General features: G+C 60.6%; 18 protein-coding genes. 7 read left to right on the forward strand and 11 right to left on the reverse strand.

What is annotated here, in order from left to right:
* Positions 1–199: 199 nt before the first annotated feature.
* Positions 200–2197, forward strand: coding sequence for a pilus assembly protein TadG-related protein (locus BK670_RS02575; protein ID WP_123448476.1), 1998 nt, complete (start codon positions 200–202; stop codon positions 2195–2197).
* Here the strand turns inward: BK670_RS02575 and BK670_RS02580 are convergent.
* Positions 2194–4947 carry a PAS domain-containing sensor histidine kinase gene (locus BK670_RS02580; RefSeq protein ID WP_123448477.1) on the reverse strand — a complete coding sequence of 918 codons (2754 nt, stop codon included), beginning with the start codon at positions 4945–4947 and terminating at the stop codon, positions 2194–2196. The genes BK670_RS02575 and BK670_RS02580 overlap by 4 nt on opposite strands.
* The gene (locus BK670_RS02585; RefSeq protein ID WP_123448478.1) at positions 4944–5387 is read right to left on the reverse strand and encodes a TadE/TadG family type IV pilus assembly protein; all 444 of its coding nucleotides are present in this window, start codon (positions 5385–5387) and stop codon (positions 4944–4946) included. Before BK670_RS02585 ends, BK670_RS02580 begins: the two co-directional genes overlap by 4 nt.
* Positions 5388–5462: 75 nt before the next feature.
* Here BK670_RS02585 and BK670_RS02590 point away from each other — a divergent pair, with 75 nt between their 5' ends.
* From BK670_RS02590 to BK670_RS02600, 3 genes are all read left to right on the forward strand, one after another.
* Positions 5463–5933 carry an A24 family peptidase gene (locus tag BK670_RS02590; protein ID WP_185036717.1) on the forward strand — a complete coding sequence of 157 codons (471 nt, stop codon included), beginning with the start codon at positions 5463–5465 and terminating at the stop codon, positions 5931–5933.
* A gap of 126 nt (positions 5934–6059) precedes the next feature.
* Positions 6060–6848 carry a response regulator transcription factor gene (locus tag BK670_RS02595; RefSeq protein ID WP_123448480.1) on the forward strand — a complete coding sequence of 263 codons (789 nt, stop codon included), beginning with the start codon at positions 6060–6062 and terminating at the stop codon, positions 6846–6848.
* Positions 6849–7836: 988 nt separating this feature from the next.
* Positions 7837–8199, forward strand: a complete 363-nt coding sequence (locus BK670_RS02600) for a DUF6124 family protein (protein WP_123448481.1) — start codon at positions 7837–7839, stop codon at positions 8197–8199.
* Between the two features lie 117 nt (positions 8200–8316).
* Here BK670_RS02600 and BK670_RS02605 read toward each other — a convergent pair whose 3' ends face one another.
* From BK670_RS02605 to cpaB, 8 genes are read right to left on the reverse strand one after another with little or no spacing between them, the layout of a single operon-like run.
* Positions 8317–8589, reverse strand: a complete 273-nt coding sequence (locus tag BK670_RS02605; protein ID WP_123448482.1) for a DUF3613 domain-containing protein — start codon at positions 8587–8589, stop codon at positions 8317–8319.
* 10 nt (positions 8590–8599) lie between these two features.
* On the reverse strand, positions 8600–9322 hold the full coding sequence (locus tag BK670_RS02610) for a tetratricopeptide repeat protein (RefSeq protein ID WP_123448483.1): 723 nt from the start codon (positions 9320–9322) through the stop codon (positions 8600–8602).
* A 22-nt stretch (positions 9323–9344) separates the two neighbouring features.
* Positions 9345–10229, reverse strand: a complete 885-nt coding sequence (locus BK670_RS02615) for a type II secretion system F family protein (protein WP_123448484.1) — start codon at positions 10227–10229, stop codon at positions 9345–9347.
* A gap of 1 nt (position 10230) precedes the next feature.
* The gene (locus BK670_RS02620; RefSeq protein WP_123448485.1) at positions 10231–11115 is read right to left on the reverse strand and encodes a type II secretion system F family protein; all 885 of its coding nucleotides are present in this window, start codon (positions 11113–11115) and stop codon (positions 10231–10233) included.
* A gap of 18 nt (positions 11116–11133) precedes the next feature.
* Complete coding sequence (locus BK670_RS02625; RefSeq protein WP_123448486.1) at positions 11134–12402, reverse strand: TadA family conjugal transfer-associated ATPase; 1269 nt, start codon at positions 12400–12402, stop codon at positions 11134–11136.
* Positions 12399–13589 carry a CpaE/TadZ family protein gene (locus BK670_RS02630; RefSeq protein WP_123448487.1) on the reverse strand — a complete coding sequence of 397 codons (1191 nt, stop codon included), beginning with the start codon at positions 13587–13589 and terminating at the stop codon, positions 12399–12401. Before BK670_RS02630 ends, BK670_RS02625 begins: the two co-directional genes overlap by 4 nt.
* Positions 13586–14803, reverse strand: a complete 1218-nt coding sequence (locus BK670_RS02635) for a type II and III secretion system protein family protein (RefSeq protein WP_123448488.1) — start codon at positions 14801–14803, stop codon at positions 13586–13588. Before BK670_RS02635 ends, BK670_RS02630 begins: the two co-directional genes overlap by 4 nt.
* Before the next feature lie 20 nt (positions 14804–14823).
* On the reverse strand, positions 14824–15765 hold the full coding sequence (gene cpaB, locus BK670_RS02640; RefSeq protein ID WP_123448489.1) for a Flp pilus assembly protein CpaB: 942 nt from the start codon (positions 15763–15765) through the stop codon (positions 14824–14826).
* Between the two features lie 331 nt (positions 15766–16096).
* Here cpaB and BK670_RS02645 point away from each other — a divergent pair, with 331 nt between their 5' ends.
* The 3 genes from BK670_RS02645 (at position 16097) to BK670_RS02655 (ending at position 17024) form a co-directional block, all read left to right on the forward strand.
* Positions 16097–16306: a Flp family type IVb pilin gene (locus BK670_RS02645; RefSeq protein ID WP_259697515.1), complete on the forward strand. Its 210-nt coding sequence runs from the start codon at positions 16097–16099 to the stop codon at positions 16304–16306.
* Positions 16307–16324: 18 nt separating this feature from the next.
* A complete protein-coding gene (locus BK670_RS02650) occupies positions 16325–16540 on the forward strand; it encodes a Flp family type IVb pilin (protein ID WP_123448490.1) in 216 nt (71 codons plus the stop codon).
* Between the two features lie 73 nt (positions 16541–16613).
* On the forward strand, positions 16614–17024 hold the full coding sequence (locus BK670_RS02655) for a response regulator (RefSeq protein WP_123448491.1): 411 nt from the start codon (positions 16614–16616) through the stop codon (positions 17022–17024).
* 767 nt (positions 17025–17791) lie between these two features.
* Here the strand turns inward: BK670_RS02655 and BK670_RS02660 are convergent.
* On the reverse strand, positions 17792–19462 hold the full coding sequence (locus tag BK670_RS02660; RefSeq protein WP_123448492.1) for a ShlB/FhaC/HecB family hemolysin secretion/activation protein: 1671 nt from the start codon (positions 19460–19462) through the stop codon (positions 17792–17794).
* Between the last annotated feature and the right edge of the window lie 71 nt (positions 19463–19533).

Below are 19533 nucleotides of genomic sequence, written 5' to 3' on the forward strand. Positions count from 1 at the left end.
TTCAGGAAAAACGGGAGCCCTTGAGCTCCCATTTTTTGGCCCTGCGACGCCCCCCTGTAGGCGCTGTCGAAGGCTGCGATCTTTTGATTTTGCTTTTTCGAGGCCAAGATCAAAAGATCGCAGCCTTCGGCAGCTCCTACGGGGGATTGCGCGTCTACACTCAGTTGCACCAATGGAGCTAGCGGCAAAGGAGTGCGCCATGTCGCCTCGTTCGCGATTCAACAGCCCGGCCCGGCAGCGCGGGGCGATTGGCTTGATGGCGGCGGCCACCCTCAGTCTGGCGGTGGTGATGCTGCTGTTGGTGGTCGACACCGGCCGCTTGTACATGGAACAACGCAAATTGCAGCGGGTGGTGGACAACGCCGCCCTCGAAGCCGTCAGTCGTGGCGGCGATTGCCAACCGGGCCTGAGCGCCGCCAGTTACGCCGGACAAAGCGCCGTGCGCAACGGCTATGTTGTCGACGCCAGCAACACTCTCGCCACCACGTGCGGCACCCTGGTGACCGCCGCCAGCGGTTTGCGCACATTCGCCGTGGATGCCACGCAAATGGCTGCGGTCAAAGTTGTCGCCAGTCGTACGGTGATCACCAGTTTCGCCGGCGGTGTACAGGCCTTGTTCAGCGGCACACCGGTCAGTCTCAATACCACGCTGAACGCCTCGGCGGTTGCCGCCAAACCGCAGCCAACGGTCGCCCAACTGAATATTCGCAGCGCGCTGACGAGCATCGATACCGCCCAGTCGAACATCCTCAATCCGCTGTTTTCCGGGCTGCTCGGCGGTAACGTCAATCTCACTGCGCTAGGCTGGGATGGCCTGCTGAACACCGACATCAACTTGCTGAAATACCTTGATCAACTGGCGATCAATCTCAACGTCGCGGCCGGCAACTACACGCAGTTGCTCAATACCCAGGCCACGGTGACGCAACTGATTCAGGCCGCAGCGACGGTGGTGCAACTCAATGGCGCGACCGCCCAGGTCATCACCGCATTGGGCCAATTGCAGGTCGCGGCAATCAACGCGGCGCCGGTCAAGCTCGGCGATATCCTGCAACTGCAGACCGGTACCACTGCGGCCGGGCTGGACGCCAATCTGCAACTGCTGCAACTGATTCAGGGCGTGGTGCAACTGGCCAACAGCAAGAGTGCGGTGGCGGCGACGTTGCCGGTCAGTGTGCTGGGGCTGGCGAATGTCACGGTGCGGGTGAAAGTGATCGAGCCGCCGCAGTTTTCCGCCATTGGCGATCCGGCCCGGGCCAAGGTCAACCCGACCGGGCCGGACCGGATTTATGTGCGTACGGCGCAGGTGCGCACGATGTTGTCGGTGAGTCTGCCGGTGCTGTCCGGGGTCACGGGGCTGACCAATGCGGTGTTGGGATTGGTCGGCGCGTTGACCCCGACGCTCAATGCGCTGCTGAGCCTGAATCTGGTAGACACACTCAACTCGATTGGCTGTTTGTTGGGGGCAGGGTGCGAGCAGCTCGATCCTAAACTGCTGCCGTCGCCGCAAATCGACATCGCTCTGGATGCCGGCGGCGCCAAGAGTTATGTCACCGATTACAGTTGTCCGACCGGGAGCACGGGCAGCAAAAGTCTGACGGCACACACCATCACCTCAATCGCCGACCTCAAACTAGGCAAGATCGATCCGACCAACGCATTCTCCTCTTCTGCCGAACCCACGGTCGCGCCATTGCCGCTGGTCGATCTCGGCATCGTCACCTGCCACAAAATTCTCGGCATCGGTAGTTGCGACCCCGATACTCACGTGCAATACGGCGCAGGCGGCATTGCGATCAAACTCGACACCAGCGTTGCGCAAAACACTCAGGATCTGGTGTTCTCCAGCGGCACACCGTTCGCCACCCCGGCCAACCTCAAACTACCACCGAGCGTGCTGCCCGCCGTGCCGACCAACAACATCGTCGGCAGCCTGTCGAACACCCTCGCGGGGATCAACCTGATCGTCTACAAACCGCAGGGCAGCAATCCATTGGGGGCCATCGTTACCGGCGTCGCCTCGTTGATCAGCGATGTCACCAGCAAATTGCTGCCGGTGGTGACCAACCTGGTCAGCCCGTTGCTCGACCCGCTGCTGAACAACCTGCTCAAAGGTCTGGGCATTAACCTGATGGATGTCGACGTCGGTGCCAACATGACCTGCGGCCAGACCGGCAAGGCCTATCTGGTGATCTAGGCGTCCACGGCAACCGGCAACTCGATGCAGAACCGCGCACCCTCCACCGAGTTGCGCACGCTCAACCGGCCGCCCATGTTGTCGATGATGCCGTAGCTCACCGACAGCCCCAGCCCGGTGCCGACGCCGATGGGTTTGGTGGTGAAAAACGGCTCGAAAATCCGCTCCAGCAAACGCGGATCGATGCCGCCACCGTTGTCCTCGACCCAGAGCCGCACGTGCTGCTCATCGCGTTCGGCATAGATCGAAATCCACGGTTTGAAGCTTGAGTCCTTCTCGCGTTTGCTCAGTAACGCATCCCGCGCGTTGACCATCAGATTGATCAACACCTGTTCAAGCTGATCGACGTAGCCACGTACCTGGACCTCGAACCCGGTCTCGCTGATGCGCAAGTCCACCCCTTTGCCGCGCATGCCTTCGGCCAGCAGCGACAGCGTGCCTTCGATGGCCGAGGCGGGGTTGAACAGTTGCTGTTCGACCTCCGAACGTCGGCCGAATACGCGCATGTGATCGACTACTTTCGCCGCACGCTGCACCTGCGCATCGATGCGGTTGAGCTTGTCGGTCAGGTAGTCGACCTGCACATCGCCGTTGCCCAGGCGCTTGAGCACGTTGACGATGGCCATGCGCATCACGTTCAGCGGCTGATTGATTTCATGGGCGAGGCCGGTGGCCATTTCGCCAAGGGTGGCCATTTTCGCGCTTTGTGTGAGTTGCTGCTGCGAGCGGCGCACCTCGGTGTTGTCGCGGCCCACCGCTTGCACTTCGATCAACTGGCCGTGCTCATCGAACACGCCGCGATCGGACCACACCCACCAGGCATGTTCTCTGCCGGGCAGTTGCAGGCTGATTTCCGCGGTGCTCACCGGTTGCTCCACGGTCAGTGAAGCGAGGCGCTGGATGAACGCCGTACGTTGTTCCTCGGACATCCAGCTGCCCAGATCGACCCCCGGCAGCTCCTCCGGCGTGCACTCCAGATACTTCGCCAGCGGCCGGTTGCCAAAGGTCAGAATCAGATCCGGGCGATAGCGACAGATCATTGCCGGCGAGTCCTCCACCAGAATCCGATAGCGCTCTTCACTCTTTTTCACCTGTTCGGCCGCCAGGGTCGCCTCGGTGACGTCCAGCCACAAACCGACCGCTTCCACCGGCAGGCCGAGGTCATTGCGCAGCAGACGGGCTTCATCGAGCAGCCAGTGATACTCACCGCGACGGTCGCGCAGACGATAACGGCTGCGCACTGAACCTTCGCGCAGCAACTGGCGGCTGCGGGAGAAATACACGTCGCGATCCTCGGGATGGATCATCTCGACCAATGCGCCGTCGCCACAATCCTCAAGGCTCCAACCCAGCAAGGGTTGCAGGCTGGCACTGAAGAACGCCGGGATCAGCGCACCTTCGTAGTATTGCTGGACGTAAATTACCGCGGGCGAACTGGCGATCAGGTTGTCCAGCCGTGCATGCGCGGCGGCAGCCCGTTGTTGCTGGTTCTGGATGTCGTTGATGTCGAGCATGAAACCGACCAGCCGACGGTGCTCGCCGCTGCCAATCAATTGGCCCTGTACGCGATACCACGTGGGCGCTTGCGCGGGATTGCCGCCGTGCAGACGCACCGAGAGCGTCAAGGCTTCACCGTGTTGTTGCAAAGCTTGCAGACGGCTGCGCAACTCGTCGCGGTCGGCGGGATGGATTTGCGTCAGCCAGTCTTCCAGCGGTAATCCGTCCGGGTTCACGTTCAGGGCCGCCGCCAGCGCGGGCGCCAGTTGAATGTTGTCGTCGCCTGCAAGGATCTCCCACCAGCCGGTGCCGAGCAGGGTTTGCAGCGATTCGATGCGTTCCAGTTGCAGGTGATGCTGCTGTTCGCGCAGGCGCCCGAGTAACGGTCCGGCCAGTGCACCGAGCAGTGCCATCCAGTCGCGCTCGGTCAGGTACGGTGCGGCGCTGTCCACGGGATAAAACCCGCAAAGCAGCCAGGCCACCACTCCGCGTTCATCGCTATACGGCACTGCGAAACCTTCGGCACTGCCAAACAGAACCTGCACCCGCGAATGTTCATCCAGGCCCTGATGCGTGCCGACACGTTGCGGCGCGGCACCGTTCAGGCTGTCCAGCGGCGTGCCCAGACGCTGCTGGTCTTGCCACAGATTCGGCGCATCGTGGGCGCGATACTGGCGATAGATCTGCCAACCCTGTTGCTCATCATCGAGCAAGGCCAGCGCCAGACAAGGGATGTGCCAGCGCTGGGCGACCATTTGCAATTGTTCGCTGACGATCGCCGGCAAACGTGCCTGGCTGCACGCGCGCAACTGTTCGCTGATCTGCCCGGCCAGCAATTGGCAGGCATCACGCTGGCGCGATTGGTGGCGTTCGAGCAACAAGTCGGCGATGTCGATTAACTGCATCAGCCAACCATCGCCAAGCGGTTGAACCCAGCCACGCAGGTGCACGGTCTGCTCGCCCAGACCGCAGAAGTCGAGATCCAGCAAAAGCCCCTGCCACTCCCTTGGTCGACCTTCGATGGTCAGTGTGCTGTGCGGCAGTAGATAGGCGCTCAGCGGTAGGGGGTGATCGTGAGGCTTGAACTGCGCTAGCAGATGCCGCAGCGGCCCGGCCATTTGCAGCACGTCACCGTCGTCGTTCAGGTACAGGTGCAAGCCTGTTGCGGGTGAACCGAGTGGGTCGGGCAACTCATGGGCGGCGGGCGGTGTGCGTTTGAGCAAACGCCCGAAAAGTTTGTCTCCCGACGTCAAAATTGCAGACTCGACTTGGCGGTCAGGTAGGTGGGCAGGCTGGGTACCGTGCCGATGCCCGGCAGAACCAGAAACGGCATGACCTGATTGAGCTTGCTGACCGGGTAATTCACTTGCACCGTCAGCAGGCCCGTCGCGCTGTATTCGACACTGGTGTCAACGCCGACCACCAGGTTGAAGGTCGGACGGATCCAGGACAATTGCTGGGTCAGCGTGGCATTTGCGGTGTTGATCACCACGGTTGAATAGTTGGGCGTGTTGGGATCGACCGCGACACTGCGGCGCACCGCTTCGGAGGTGGCCTGGTTGAACGATTGCATCATCACCAAGGGCAGGCTGTAACTGATCAGACCGTAAAACACGGCGAAAAAGATGATGAACACCAAGGCGAACTCAATCGCCACCGCACCTTTTTGCGACTTCCGAAAGCCGGTTTTCATGAGTGCGTCTACCCTGACTGTCACTGCGTAGTATCAGCATAGAATCATTCCGCAAAAATGGACGGTTTTTACCGGATGTACAGTTTTCTCCTCCTGATCTGGCTGGGGCTGTGCGCGGCGCAAGACGCTCGCCAGCGACGCATTGCCAATGGGCTGACCCTCGGTGCGGCGGTGCTCGCGCTGATCTATCTGTTGTGGACCGGCAACACTTGGCTGGGCGCTGAGGCGGGGCAGGGCGGTTGGGCCTGCCTGATCGCGCTGGCGTTGACTCTGCCGGGTTATTTCATGGGCCGCATGGGCGCCGGCGATGTGAAATTAATGACAGCCCTTGGCCTTGCGACGGACGGTCTGTTCATTCTTGGCGTGTTTATCGGCGCAGGTGTCGCCAGCCTGATCTGGATGCTGCTGGCGCCAAGAGTCTGGCTTCATATGAGTCAAGGGCTTAGAGAACGTCTGCGATATCTGGCGCCGGGCGTGTCAAAAAAGCTGCCATTTGCACCGTTCGTGTGGGTCGGAGCAGTGCTCGTAGTGCTTTGGATCCATTAGTCAGCAAGCGCTACTAGTTCTATGTACATAGTCGGAAAGTGCGTCTACTTTCAAATGAACGGGTTATACAGCCAAAGGCTGGCAGTACAGGAATGGTCAGCTTTGGCCTGGGACATGGAGTAGCACGTGAACAAGCTTACGTCTGCGGTAAAAGTCCTCGTGGTCGACGACCAGTCGTTGATCGTGGAGGAGCTGTGCGAATTTCTTGAAAGCAATGGTTATCGCTGTGTGCCGTGCGAATCCAGTCTGCAGGCGATTGAGCGTTTCAATGAGGACGCGGAAATCGGTCTGGTGCTGAGTGATCTGCACATGCCGGACATGGACGGCATTCAGTTGATTCAGGCATTGCAGCGGCTGGCGGGCAAGCATCGGGTGTTCGAGGCGATCATGCTGACTGGGCGTGCCGACAAGCAGGATGTGATCAAGGCGTTGCGTGCCGGGATTGCCGATTATTATCAGAAGCCGATTGATCTCGATGAGTTGCTCGACGGGGTGCGGCGTCAGGAGGCGGCGCTGCAGGAACGGCAGAAAAATCTGCAATTGGGGCACTTGAATCAGAAGTTGCAGTATCTGTCTGAGTCGATTGATGACCTTTATCAGGATCTGGACAAGGTGCGGCGTAGCCCTTCGGCGGTAGTCCGCGATGTGTTGGGGGGGGAGCCTGTCGAGGTTGATGCGCAGGAGATGCCGGAGATTTTCAATCAGTTGTCGCCGCGGCAATTGGATGTGGCGCGATTGGTGGGCAAAGGGCAGACCAATTATCAGATTGCCTGTGAGTTGGGGATTACTGAGAACACGGTGAAGCTTTATGTTTCGCAGGTGTTGCGGTTGACGCATATGCATAATCGGACGCAGTTGGCTTTGGCTCTGTCGCCGAGTGCTTCTGCTTTGCGGCAGAGGGTGACGGCGCATTGACTTGGCGGCCTGTGGGCCGACCAGGTTCTTGGGGTTTTGGGTGAATATCCGTTTCTGCGGGTGTTGCTGCTGACGGTTCCGCTCTTACAGCGGGTCACTTTTGGCAAACGCCCCAAAAGTAACCAAAAGGTCTGCGCCCTGACGTTCGGCCCGCTCGCTGGGGCTCGGGGTTCCTTCGCTCCGGGATCGATCCGGGGGCATCGCTTCCGGTTTGCTTCGCTGCACCTCCTTTCGATGTGTTCGACTTCGTCGAACGGCGCTGCGCGCCTACCCCCGGATCAATCCCTCCACTCAGCCTGCCGACGCGGCCGGTGAATCAAGATCAAAAGCTGCAGCCGAGCTAACGCTCATCCTGTTGAGTGGTGGTGAAGCACAGCGTGGGGGGCTTTGCTTTTTTGTGGGAGCGAGCCTGCTCGCGATGGCGGCCTGACAGCCGACCAGTTTCTACCTGATGTATTCAATCCAATTGTAGGAGCGAGCCTGCTCGCGATGGCGGCCTGATAGCCGACCAGTTTCTACCTGATGTACTCAGTCCAATGGTAGGAGCGAGCCTGCTCGCGATGGCGGCCTGACAGCCGACCAGTTTCTACCTGATGTACTCGGTTAAATTGTGGGAGCCAGCCTGCTGGCGATGAGGCCGGCCCAGTGCCTCGATAGTTTGAATTTGTTTAATTCTGTGGCCATTAACAGGAACCTTCCCACACTGTTTTCAGGTTGTCCGTCGGACGTGCGCGATCTAGTCTCTGGCTGTCGCTGCCAATTCAGCGACCGGGTGTGGAAACCTGAATTTCAAGTAGATGCGTTGCATCGCTACCGCAATGATTGTCGGCGTCTTCTTTCGTCTGCAAACTGTGTCGCGGCGGCTGTGCGCGGGCAGGCTTCGGTCTGGCCGGTTGCCTACTTATCGGTTTTCCACCCTGCGTACAGCTGCCACCTTTTGTCGTGTGGAAACGACAAAGGTTGGCTCCTCAGCCAAGTAGGAGTTGTTATGGACAAACTGATCCCCGACCCACCCCACGAACCCCTCACCCCCCTCGAAGAAGCCATCCGCGCCGACGACCTCGTCAAGAACCGCGAGGCCATCAAACGCGCGCTTGATTTCTACCTCTGCCCCGAACCTGCAAAACCTCGCCAACCCAGTACGATGTTCCTCATTCATCCGAAAATCGATACCGAAAGCCTGCTCGCCCATGCCTGCGAATCCCTGGCGTCGGCCAACACCCTGGCGGGTAACTTTGCCGATCAGCTCGGCCGGCCCGAGCGCAATACGGCGCTGGCGATTCAGCAGATCATCATGCTGGCTGAGCTGGCGGTAAACCGGGCATTGGATCGGGTGGATCCGCAGGCCTGATCCGGCAGGCACACCGCGTCATCGTTCATCGCCAGCGGCACGATCCCACATTTTGAAATGCAATCCACCTGTGGGAGCGAGCCTGCTCGCGAAAGCGCTCGCAAGGTCACCACATCACTAATTCTTGCTCTCGATCTTCCCACCCACATCCGGATCATAAAAATCCGGAATCTCATATTTGTACTTCTTCAGCCAGCGTTGCATCGCCAGGTCGCGCTCGGTCGCGGTCGCCGTCTGGGGTTTGGGTGAGGCGGCTTTGTTGCGGCTTTGCAGGACCAGCCAGCCTTCGGTTTCCTGTTGTTGCGCCGAGGCGGGGCCGGCGTCGATGGCGGCGGCGCTGAGGGGCAGGCTGAGCAGGGTCAGGTAGCACAGGCCTTTGCGGGGATTCATGGCTGTCTCCTTATTTGATCGATGACGGCAGCGGATCGGCGACGACTGCGACTTGATCGCCGCTGGCGGGTTTGGCCTTGACCGGGACTTTGAGTTTTTCCGCGCGTTGCTGGGCTTCGGTGAATTGTTCCGGGGTCAGTTTGGCGCGGCTGACGATTTCGGCGGCTTGTGGCCAGTCGTTCTGGTACAGCAGCAGGGTGACCATGTTCAGTGTCGCCAGTTGATTGTTCTGCTTGAGTTCGATGGCGGTGAGGAACTCGAAGCGCGCGTCGTTCAGGCGCAGTTGGTTGAGGTAGACCACGCCGAGGTCGTTGCGGATTTTTTCGTCGGTCGGGGCCAGGCGGGCGGCGCGTTGCAGGTGGGCCTGGGCCTGGCCGTTGTCGCCGCGAGCCGCGTAGAGCTGACCGAGGCCATGTTCGGCTTCGGCGGTCAGGCAGCCGCCGAGCAGGCCGCGGTACAACGGTTCGGCTTCGCTGCGGCCGAGCAGGCGGTAGACCTTGGCTTTGCGCAGGCGCACTTCGCTGATGTTGTCCGGCAGGCTTTGCAGGTTGGCCAGGCTGGCGTGCAGTTTGCCGTCGTTGGCCAGGTCATCCGCAAGGTTCAGGGCCAGTTCCTGCTCCTGAGTCATTTTGCTGCAACTGGTCGGTGACAGCAGCGCTGTCCAGGGTGCCTGGCCGTCGGTGGCGCAACCGCCGAGCAGTAACAGACTTGCCATGACTATCAGTACTTTCATCAAACGCTCTCCATGAGCAGGGTCAGTTTGCGAATGCCCGGGCTATCGCGGTGAAGCCCGGGCCGGCGAGGACGATCAGCAGTGCCGGAAACAGAAACAGCATCATCACCACCGACATCTTCGCGGACATTTTCGAGATGTATTCCTGCAGGCGGGTCAGGCGTCGGTCATCCAGCAGCTGCTTGAGCGCCAGCAGCGATTTCATCGCGCCGCCGCCCTGTTGAATCAGTTGCTGGAGGATCACGCAGGTGTCGCTGAATTCGTCCACGGCGAGCATCACCGCGGCTTTGTTCAACTCCTGGCCGAGTTCCAGGCCGGAGTCGACACGGCCAAGGATCAGGCGCAGTTCGCTGGTCAGTTCCGGCAACAGTTTTTGCGCTTCAATACTGAGCACCCGCAGGGCTTGTTCCACTGCCATGCCGGACTCGAAGAGGATGCGCAGCAGCGGAATGAACGTCGACACCTCCACGGCAATGATTTTCTGCCGGTGTGCCGCCGCGTAGGCCAGCACGCGTTTGGGCAGCAGGTAACCACCGCCGGTGGCGAGCATCGGCACCAGCCAGCGGTTGTCGGCCTGGGGGAAGAACACCTCTTGCAGAAAGATCGCCAGGCCCAGCGTCAACAACGGTGTACCCACCTGGCATGCCGCGTACAGCGCCCGTTCGTTGGCGCGGCGCCAACCGATACGGTTGAGCAGGGTCTGGGTTTCGCTGTCGATGCTCACCGAGCGCTGACCGAACTTGCTGCTGCCCAGCGCACGCAACCAGCTCCCGAAGCGGTTCTCACGCACCAGTTGTCCTTGCAGGCGCTGATTGATCTGACGTACCCGGCGGCGCTCCATCAGCAGGTGATTGATCACCAGCATCAAGGCACCGAGCAGCAACATAAGAGCCGCGAGCCAGACCATGTCAGACGCTCCGTAACATGCGCCACAGCGCGAGGCTGCCGATCACTTGCAACACGGCGGCGCTGATCAACATGTGCTGACCACTGGCGTCGTTCCACATCCCCAGCATGTAGCCGGGGTTGGTCAGCATGAAGTAACTCACCAGCAGCAACGGCAGCGAACCGAGCACCCAGGCAGTCATCCGCGTTTCGCCGGTGAGGGCGCGCAGTTGGCGGGCGCCCTGGTCGCGTTCGCGGATCAGTTTGATCAGGTTCTCCAGCAGCTCGCTGGCGTTGCCGCCGTAACGATGATTGACCTTCAGGCCGAGGGCGAACATGCGCAGTTCGTCCTGTTCATACAGCTCGGCGAAATCGCTGACCGCGTCGGGCAGATTGACGCCCAGTTGCACGTTGCGCTGCACCCGGCCCATGGCTTTTTTCAGCGGATCTTCGTTGGCTTCAATACCGCCCATGACCGCGTCGCTCAGGGTGCGCCCGGACTTCAGGCTGCGTACGGTGTGATCGAGCAACTGCGGCAGTTGCTCGATCATGCGTTTGATCCGGCGCTGGTAGAGCACGGCGATGTACAGCCGCAACGCCAGTGGCGGAATAAAGATCATCAGCAGCAGTCCGATCCAGTCGGCGAGCAAAAAGCCCAGCGCCATCGCCAGCGCCCACAGACCTAGCCACAGGCCGAAACGCTCGGTCGGGCGGCCCAGTCCGGCGCGCAGAAACATCCGTTCAAGTCCGACCCACACAGGTTTTTCTGGCGCCAGTTGCGGCTGTCCGGCGGCGAGTCGATTGAGCACTTTTTCCGTGGCGGTCTTGCGCAGACCCTGCAAAAACAGGCGAATCGACAGCCCCAGCAGCGTCAGGCAGATAACGATGAGAATGATCGGTCCCAGCATGCTCGGTGCTCCTTGCCGTCAGCCCAGATACGCCTCGTGACGCAGCTTGTCGCCAGCCGGATTGACGGCTTCGCGCAGGAAGCCGAAACCGCTGCGGCGGTCGAGGCGGAACAGGGTGTTGGTGACGTAGACGTCTTCGCGAATGCCGACCACTTCCACGACCTCGCTGACGCAACGGCGCCCGTCGGGCATGCGCGTCAACTGGATGATCACGTCGAGGGCTGCGCAGATCATCTGCCGTAATGTGCGTTCGGCGATGGAGCGGCCCGTCAGACCGACCAGCGTTTCCAGGCGCAGCAGCGCATCCTGCGCGTTGTTGGCGTGCACGGTGCTCATCGAACCGTCATGGCCGGTGTTCATCGCGGTGAGTACGTCGACCACTTCGACGCCGCGGATCTCGCCGAGGATGATCCGGTCGGGGCGCATCCGCAGGGCGTTGCGAATCAGGTCGCTGGCCTTCACTTCACCGTGGCCTTCGGCATTCGGCGGACGGGTTTCCAGGCGCACCACGTGGGGGTGGCCGAGCTGCAATTCAGCGACGTCTTCGATGGTCACCAGACGTTCGTTCGGGTTGATCAACTGGCTGAGAATGTTCAGCAGCGTGGTCTTGCCGGTGCCGGTGCCGCCGCTGATCAGGATGTTGCAGCGCTTGCCGACGGCATTCTGGAAAAACTCGAAGATCGGCAGGTCGACGGTTTGCATGGCGATCAGGTCGCTGCTTTTAAGCATGTCCTTGCGGAATTTGCGGATCGACAGGCACGGGCCGTCGAGGGCAATCGGCGGAATGATCGCATTGACCCGGCTGCCATCCGGCAGGCGTGCGTCGACCATCGGTGAGGATTCGTCGAGGCGCCGCCCGAGCGGTGCGAGGATGCGCTGCATCACGCGTTCGACGTGATGGGCATCGATAAACCGCAGGTCACTCTGGTGCAGCACACCGTCGCGTTCGATGAACACCCGGTGCGGGCCGTTGACCAGAATTTCGGTCACCGACTGATCGCGCAGCAATACTTCCAGCGGGCCGAAACCGGTGAGTTCGTCGACGATCTCTTCGGCCAGCCGCTCCATCTCGTAGCGGGAAATCGCCAGGTGCAAACGGGCGATGTACTCGGCGACTTTGTCGGTGACGAACTGTGCGAGTTGCTGGCGTGAGCCTTCCAGCAAGTTTTTGCCCGACTCTTCGAGGGCGTCGATGATGTAGCGATGCAACACCAGTTTCAGGCCTTCGTGATCGCTATTGCCGGCTGCACTGCGGGGCGCCGCGCCGAAGAGTTTTTCTGCGCTCATGAGGTGCCTCGCAAGCGGTCGAACCAGGTCACTTTAGGCTTGGTCAGACCCTCGGAACGTTTGGCCAGACGTTCACCGAGTGTACGCAGGCTCTGGGTGAGTTTTTCTCGCGGGGCCAGTTCGAACAGGCTGACGCCCTGGTTTTTGGCATTCAGGCGCACTTCGGGAGTGAGGGCCAGCGTGGCGATCACTTCCAGATTGAACGTCTTGCCGAGGGTTTCCGAATTGGGCGCAACGTTGCTCAAGTAGCGATCGATCAGCAGCCGCCCGTGGTCGAGCTTCATGCCTTTCTCACGCCACAGATTGAGCACGGCGAGGTTGCGTCGGCAGTTGAGTACGTTCTGGTCGGTGTACCACAGCAACTTGTCGCAATGGCTGACGAAAGTGCGCAACGCCTCGCTGTCGGTCTGCCCGGTGAGGTTCACGACGATGTGCTGGAAGTGCTGACGCAGGGCGCTGAGCAACATGTACAGCTCGGCGGCGCTGGTGTTTTCCAGCGGCTCATCGTTGCTGGCGTAGGCGAGAATGCGAAGGCCGGCTTCGGTGCTGGTGAAGGCGCTGTCGATCAGCGTGGCGTCGAGCCGGCGCAAGTGGCGCAAGGCATCGCCGAAGTGGAACGAACTCTCCAGCCCGAGCAAGGCGAGGCTATCACCGCGCGGCAACCCGAGATCGAGCAGCAAGGTTTGCTGACCGCTCTTTTGCACGACCAGGGCCATGTGGTTGGCCAGCAGCGCGCCGTCGGAACTGCTCTGCACGCCATACATGACCGTGAGGCCGCCCAGTTGTGTGCTCGGCGCCACGGGCGGCAGGCGTTTGCTCAAACGCCGCACCAGGCCGGCGACTTCGCTGGAGCGCGAACCGTAGGCAACAAAGTCGCGGGCGCCGGCGCGCATCGCATTGAGCACCAGTTGATTGTCCATGCCGTCGCCGAGGGCAACGATCGCCAGCATCGGTTTGGCCTCCAGCGCGCCTTCGATCAACGCGCTCTGGGCGACCACGTGTTCGCGATCAAGGCCGACGAACACCAGGCTGGCGAAAGTGACGTCGACCAGCGCGAGCAGTTCGTCGAGACTGCCGCCACCGGCGCTGACCACTTGGCCGAGCGGCGCGAGCGCGCCCTGCAGCCACTCCAGATCGGTGCTGTTGCGGGTAATGGCGAGAAAGGTCTGGCTCAGATTCTGGCTCATTGGGATAACCCGCTGCGCTTGTCGAAGTTGCCGTTTTCAAGGAAAAACATGCGATAGAAGTTCGGATCGTAATTGCGCAGTTTTTCCCCGGGTAACGACGGCAACTGGGCATCGGCGGCCAATGGCTGCACTAGATGCGGCGTCACGATCATCAATAGTTCGCGCTCTTCGCGCTTGATCTGCGAGCCTTTGAAAAATGCGCCGAGTACCGGGATGTCACCGAGGCCGGGAAACTTGTTCACTTGCGAGCTGTTGGTGGTGCTGATCAAGCCACTGATGACGAAACTCTCGCCATCGCCCAGCGACACGCTGGTGTCGGTGCGGCGGATAGTCAGCGCCGGCACAGTGGTGCCGGCGATCTGTACGGCGTTACTGAAGTCCAGTTCGCTGACTTCCGGGGCGACCTTCAACGCGATGCGATCGCGGCCGATAATGGTGGGCGTGAGGGTCAGGCGGATGCCGAATTCCTTGTACTCGATCGACACGCTGTCGCTGCCGGAACTGGGCACCGGAATCGGGATCTCACCGCCGGCCAGAAAGCTTGCGCTCTGCCCGTTGAGCGCCACCAGGCTCGGCCGCGCGAGGGTGTAGGCGAAGCCGCTGGTTTCCAGCGCGTTGATGATCGCCATGGTCTTGCCGCCGATCCACGAGAAGTTGAACAGTGAGTTGTCCACCGGTAGACGTGGCTGCGGCACCCCGTCAATCGGCGGCAGGGTGCCGGGCGAACCGAACAGAAAGTTGCCGCGCGTGCCGATCAGCGAGGCGGTGGCTTCCTTGAGTTTGGTGCGGCTGACTTCGACGAAACGAATGTCGGTCTGCACTTGCGACGGCAGGTTCGGATCATCCGACGGCAGGCTGCTGTTCAGCGCGGCGGTGGCGGCGCCCTGTACGAACACCATGCTCTGGCGCGGCTCGCTGGAACACGACGTCCAGACCATCAGGCTGGTGGCGCCGGGCGCAATACCGGTGAGCAGAAAGGACGAGCTGCCGTTGGCGTGGACGTCGGCGATTTTCGGGTCGCCGATGGCCAGACGCGTGATCGCCACGGGGGACTGCACGTCCTGCTGAAATCCTTCGCCGATTTCGATCACTGGCGGCATGCGCCCCAGTGCCGAACAATTGCCAACTGCCGCGAACGCGGCGTCCATCGACAGGCCCATCAGTAACAGGGCGCGCAGCACGGGTTTGAATGTCGGCCTGAAACGACTCTGCATGCCCTTGGATCCTTGCGCAGTCATGGGTTTTGTTGGGTGATCTGGTTGCCGCGAATAATTTCCACGGCAGGCCGTGCGGCACCACCGGAACCACCGCTGGACGGTGCTTTCGGTGCGGTGCCCATTGCCAGTTGGGTGAACTGGAAGAGTTGTCGGTTGGCGGTGTCGAGATGGGCCGTGGACTGTTTTTCGCCGGCCCAGTATTTGGCCAGGCGTTGTTCTTCACTGCTGCGTACGGCCAGGCGCAAGGTGCCGGCCTGGGTGGCGAGCATCAGGCGACTGAGCAGTTGTTCCGGTACCGCCAGCACCACGGTGCGCGCGGCGATGCGGCGTTGATCCTGTTTGAGTTTTTCGTCTGCACTCAGGGCCGGCGAGGCCGGTTGGCCGTCGTTGGTCAGGCCGTACTGGTCACCCACCCCAAGCACGCGCATGGCCGGCAAAACGATCTGCGCCGACTGTTCGAGGTTGCTGGAATCCTGGCGCAGGTAGAGCAAGACATCGACGTAATCGCCAGGAATCAGTTGCCCGGCGGCACCGATCACTTCGTCGACGGCCACGGTGAGCGCGCGTTCATCACTGTGAATCATGCGTGCCAGTGAGCCGCCCGCAGTGAAGCTTTCATCGTTCAGCCAAGTGCCGGCGCTGAGGTGCCGCCAAGGTGTGCGGCCAATGGCCTGATCGACAGTGCTCAAGCTGCCGGCCGGTGCACTGCGCAGTTTTTCCACCGCCACATCGGCGGCGGTCAGCGCAGTGAAAGGTGGCACGTCGTGCAGCAGCACCACCACGGGTTGGCGGGTCTGGTCTTCGGCGATCGCGACAGTTTTTTCAACAGTGACAGTTGGGGCGACGGGGGCGGCGGCGACTGGCGCTGGTTGACGACTGAGTACCAGTCCCCAGTAACCGACAAAAATGGCTCCCAATAACAGGATGGCTGCAAGGCCCATGGTGACGCGACTGTTCATGACGGCTCTCCCTTTCCTGCTGCACTACCCACTGCTATTGCTAACGAGAGAAGTTCCCAATCTGGCAGCTATGAACATGCAACTATTTCGCTATTTCCACGCTAGCTGATCCAAGCCAAAACGCCATTACTGACAGGAAAATAACTTACGAAAGTATGAGTCTTGGCCAATTAACAGCAGGCAATGGCAAAAACACGATTGGATTAATACTTTCTGATTAATCCGTTCTTACAGTTGTTGGGCGGGGGTTTGTTGACAATGCTCAAATGGCACGGTGGAACCTTGCCGCTGTAGTGCGACATCGGCGCCATAGGCGCGAAGGAGTGGATGTATGTTCCAGATGATTCTTGATTACTTGATGGCTAGAGTGCGTCTGTTGTTCAAAAACGAGGAGGCTGCATCGGCTATCGAGTACGCGATCGTAGTGGCGATGGTGGCCGTTGTGGTTGTGGCATTTGTGACCCCCCTCGGTAATCGGGTGTTGTTCTACTTCAACAACATATTGACCGGGCTGGGCGGCACTGCCGTGACCAGGCCCTGACGATCAAGGAGAACGGCGATGCTCTTTGAATACCTGATGATTCGTGCTCGCAGTTTCCTGGCCGATGATGACGCTGCATCGGCCATCGAGTATGCGATTGTGGTGGCGATGGTCGCGGTGGTGGTCATCGTGTTTGTTACGCCAGTGGGTGGCCGTGTGGTGGTCATGTTCAACAACTTGCTGGTGGCGCTGGGTGGAACGGCCGTGTCGACGACGCCTGCGCCGTCCCCCTGAGCTGAAACGAAGCTCAATGCCCGGCTGATGTCGGGCTACACTCGGGTTCACTTTCAGTTTTCAGGGACTGCCCATGAATTCTCCCTCGCTGCCCCGGCAACAGTTGCTTCTGGTTGACGATGAAGAGGACGCGTTGCTGGAGCTGGCGGAGTTGCTGGAGGGGGAGGGGTTTGTCTGTCATACGGCGACGTCGGTGAAGCTGGCGTTGCATCATCTGACTCGCTTTCCGGATATCGCGTTGGTGATTACTGATTTGCGCATGCCGGAGGAGTCCGGCATGTCGTTGATCAAGCGCTTGCGTGAACATACGTCGCGCCAGCATCTGCCGGTGATTGTGACGTCGGGGCATGCGGATATGGAGGATGTCAGCGATATGCTGCGGTTGCAGGTGCTGGATCTTTTTCGCAAGCCGATTTATCACGTGAGGCTTTTGGAGACTCTGGAGAATTTGTTTCCCAAACCTCGGAGTAATGTTGCTGGGTGATTGGGGGGTATATCCGTTGCTGCGGTAACGGCCACTTAGGGTTCCGCCCTTACGGCGGGTCACTTTTGACAAACACCCGGAATGCCGGCCTAGCCAAAAGTAACCAAAAACGCTTGCTCCTACGTGCGGCCCGCTCGCTGGGGCTCGGGGTTCCTTCGCTCCGGGATCGATCCGGGCGCAGCGCCTACGGTTTGCTTCGCTGCACCTCCTCTCGATGCATTTGGCTGCGCCAAACGGTCGCTGCGCTCCCACCCCCGGATCAATTCCTCCACTCAGCCTTCCGACGTCGCCTTACCGATCAAAAGCTGCAGCCGAGCTAACGCTCATCCTGTGTAGGAGCTGCCGAAGGCTGCGATCTTTTGATCTTGATTTTGCTTTTCTGTGGGAGCCAGCTTGCCAGCGATGGCGCCCCGACAGCCGATCACTCTCTCTCTGGATGCACCCAATTCAACTGTGGGAGCTAGCCTGCTAGCGATGGCGCCCCGACAGCCGATCAATCTCTCTCTGGATGCACCCAATCCAACTGTGGGAGCTAGCCTGCTAGCGAAGTCGCCCCGACAGCCGATCAATCTCTCTCTGGATGCACCCAGTCCAACTGTGGGAGCTAGCCTGCTAGCGATGTCGCCCCGACAGCCGATCACTCTCTCTGGATGCACCCAGTCCAACTGTGGGAGCTAGCCTGCTAGCGAAGGCGGCCTGAAATCCGACCCATTTCTGCCGGTTGTACACGCCACCCGCCGCTGCCGAAGCCTCCTGGGTGTTTCGGCTTACAACTGATAACTGAAACTGATGCTGTACCGCGTCCGGCGATTGAACGTGTCCAGCGCTTCATCCGACATCGCCTTCGCCGCCTCCAGTGCGATGTTGTAGTACTTGGCATCGCCAAACCGCAGCCCGATTGCCGCTGACGACAGGTTGTTGGCCTGTACCGGCAATTCGTTGAACCAGCTGCGCGAGCGATCGAGCACAACATACGGTTGCAGGATGCGCACCCAGTTGCCGTCGCGGTTAAAGCTGTAGTTGACCTCGTACGCCACGCCCCAACCCTTGTCGCCAGACGCTTGATCGTCGGGATAACCGCGTCCGAAGTTCTGCCCGCCGAACACCGCGCGCTCGCTGTCGGGCAGGGTGTCGTCGCTCCAGTACAGCGCGGCCGACAGCACCCCTTGCCAGTTGTCGAAGAACTTGTCGCTCTGCACGCCGGACAGGCGCAGGCGGAAGAAGTCGAGGTCGATGGCGTTGTTGTTGGTTTTTGCGCCCATGCTGTCGAGGCCCTGATACACGCCGCCGCTGAGGATCCGCAGTTGGCGGGCATCGGCCTTGCGCCAGTCGCTCTCGAAGGCGAGGGCGCGGATGTCGGTGCGTTGTTCGACACTCAGCGGGAAGCCGACCACGTTGTAGCGGGTCTTGTCGTTGACCGCGTAAAGCCTTGAGCCGGCCGTCAGCAATTCGTTGGAGGCGGCAATCAGCGGCAAGCTGAAACCGATCGAGTAGCGGTCGTTTTCGCGGTGCGGTTTGAGTTGCAGACCATTGTCGAGCAGGACATTGGTGCCGGGGTCTGCGCGGTAGCGTGAAGCCGACAGCGCCAGTTGTGCGCCCTCGTCATTGATGAACTGGTTGTAGTCGAGGCGGTAGTAATGCTCGTGATCGTCTCCCGGTGGAAACAGGCCGCTGAGGGTCAGTTGCTCGCCCATCGCGGTTTGCGAATTGCTGCTGACGCCGAGCAGGGCCTGGGTGCCGTTGCGGTTGTCTTCGGTGGTGCTCAGCGTGCTGGTGAACGGTTTGCGACTGGCTTGGGCGACCAGGGTGGTGGCGCCGTCGGTGGTGCCGGGCGGTGGCACCTGGGCCTGGATCGTCACGCCGGGAATGCGCGTCATCAGCGTGGTGTAGCGCTCGAAGGTCTTGCGGGTCAGCGGCCGCTCGGCCTGGATCTTCGCCGCCAGTTTGTCGAGCAGGACTTTTACCCGGCCGACATCGCCCTGGATCTGGATGTCGCGCACGTAACCTTCCACGAGCACCACGCGCGCGACGCCGTCATTGAAATTCTGCTGGGGCAAGAACGCGTAGGACAGCAAGTAACCGTCCTGCTGATAGCGTCGAGTGATGTTGCGCGTGGCTTCGATCAGCTCGGCGAGCGTGGCTTGCCGGCCGATCAGGGGCTTATAGATTTCGGCGAGTTCGTTGAGCGGGTAGAGGGTTCCGCCTTCGATCTGCACGGTTTGCAGATTGATTTTGGTGTCCATCAACAGCGGTTGCGCAGCGGCGGCACCGGCGTCCGGCACCTGCACGGGCGTGGCGCTCGGGCGATAGGCGTCGGCCGGCAGGTTCGGCACCGGCAGATTGCGGATGGTTTCGTTGCTGTTGAGAAAACTGGGCAGGGTGTCGGCGAGGGCGGCGGAACTGAGACTGAGGAACAGCAGGGATGCCATTACGCGCATAGGACACTCCATGGTCAGATCACGGCACTGGGCTGAATTTTTCTAAGAAAAAAGGCGGAAGACTCGTGGGA

This window comes from Pseudomonas fluorescens, assembly GCF_003732425.1.
GTDB classification, from domain to species: domain Bacteria; phylum Pseudomonadota; class Gammaproteobacteria; order Pseudomonadales; family Pseudomonadaceae; genus Aquipseudomonas; species Aquipseudomonas fluorescens_BE.

What these genes read in the sequence shown, in the direction of transcription:
- BK670_RS02615 (WP_123448484.1), bottom strand. Translation starts at nt 10,229, where the DNA reads ATGGTCTGGCTCGCGGCTCTTATGTTGCTGCTCGGTGCCTTGATGCTG.
- BK670_RS02625 (WP_123448486.1), bottom strand. Translation starts at nt 12,402, where the DNA reads ATGAGCGCAGAAAAACTCTTCGGCGCGGCGCCCCGCAGTGCAGCCGGC.
- BK670_RS02660 (WP_123448492.1), bottom strand. Translation starts at nt 19,462, where the DNA reads ATGCGCGTAATGGCATCCCTGCTGTTCCTCAGTCTCAGTTCCGCCGCC.
- BK670_RS02630 (WP_123448487.1), bottom strand. Translation starts at nt 13,589, where the DNA reads ATGAGCCAGAATCTGAGCCAGACCTTTCTCGCCATTACCCGCAACAGC.
- BK670_RS02650 (WP_123448490.1), top strand. Translation starts at nt 16,325, where the DNA reads ATGCTCTTTGAATACCTGATGATTCGTGCTCGCAGTTTCCTGGCCGAT.
- BK670_RS02590 (WP_185036717.1), top strand. Translation starts at nt 5,463, where the DNA reads ATGTACAGTTTTCTCCTCCTGATCTGGCTGGGGCTGTGCGCGGCGCAA.
- BK670_RS02585 (WP_123448478.1), bottom strand. Translation starts at nt 5,387, where the DNA reads ATGAAAACCGGCTTTCGGAAGTCGCAAAAAGGTGCGGTGGCGATTGAG.
- BK670_RS02655 (WP_123448491.1), top strand. Translation starts at nt 16,614, where the DNA reads ATGAATTCTCCCTCGCTGCCCCGGCAACAGTTGCTTCTGGTTGACGAT.
- BK670_RS02600 (WP_123448481.1), top strand. Translation starts at nt 7,837, where the DNA reads ATGGACAAACTGATCCCCGACCCACCCCACGAACCCCTCACCCCCCTC.
- BK670_RS02610 (WP_123448483.1), bottom strand. Translation starts at nt 9,322, where the DNA reads ATGAAAGTACTGATAGTCATGGCAAGTCTGTTACTGCTCGGCGGTTGC.
- BK670_RS02635 (WP_123448488.1), bottom strand. Translation starts at nt 14,803, where the DNA reads ATGCAGAGTCGTTTCAGGCCGACATTCAAACCCGTGCTGCGCGCCCTG.
- BK670_RS02605 (WP_123448482.1), bottom strand. Translation starts at nt 8,589, where the DNA reads ATGAATCCCCGCAAAGGCCTGTGCTACCTGACCCTGCTCAGCCTGCCC.
- BK670_RS02620 (WP_123448485.1), bottom strand. Translation starts at nt 11,115, where the DNA reads ATGCTGGGACCGATCATTCTCATCGTTATCTGCCTGACGCTGCTGGGG.
- BK670_RS02645 (WP_259697515.1), top strand. Translation starts at nt 16,097, where the DNA reads ATGTTCCAGATGATTCTTGATTACTTGATGGCTAGAGTGCGTCTGTTG.
- BK670_RS02575 (WP_123448476.1), top strand. Translation starts at nt 200, where the DNA reads ATGTCGCCTCGTTCGCGATTCAACAGCCCGGCCCGGCAGCGCGGGGCG.
- cpaB (WP_123448489.1), bottom strand. Translation starts at nt 15,765, where the DNA reads ATGAACAGTCGCGTCACCATGGGCCTTGCAGCCATCCTGTTATTGGGA.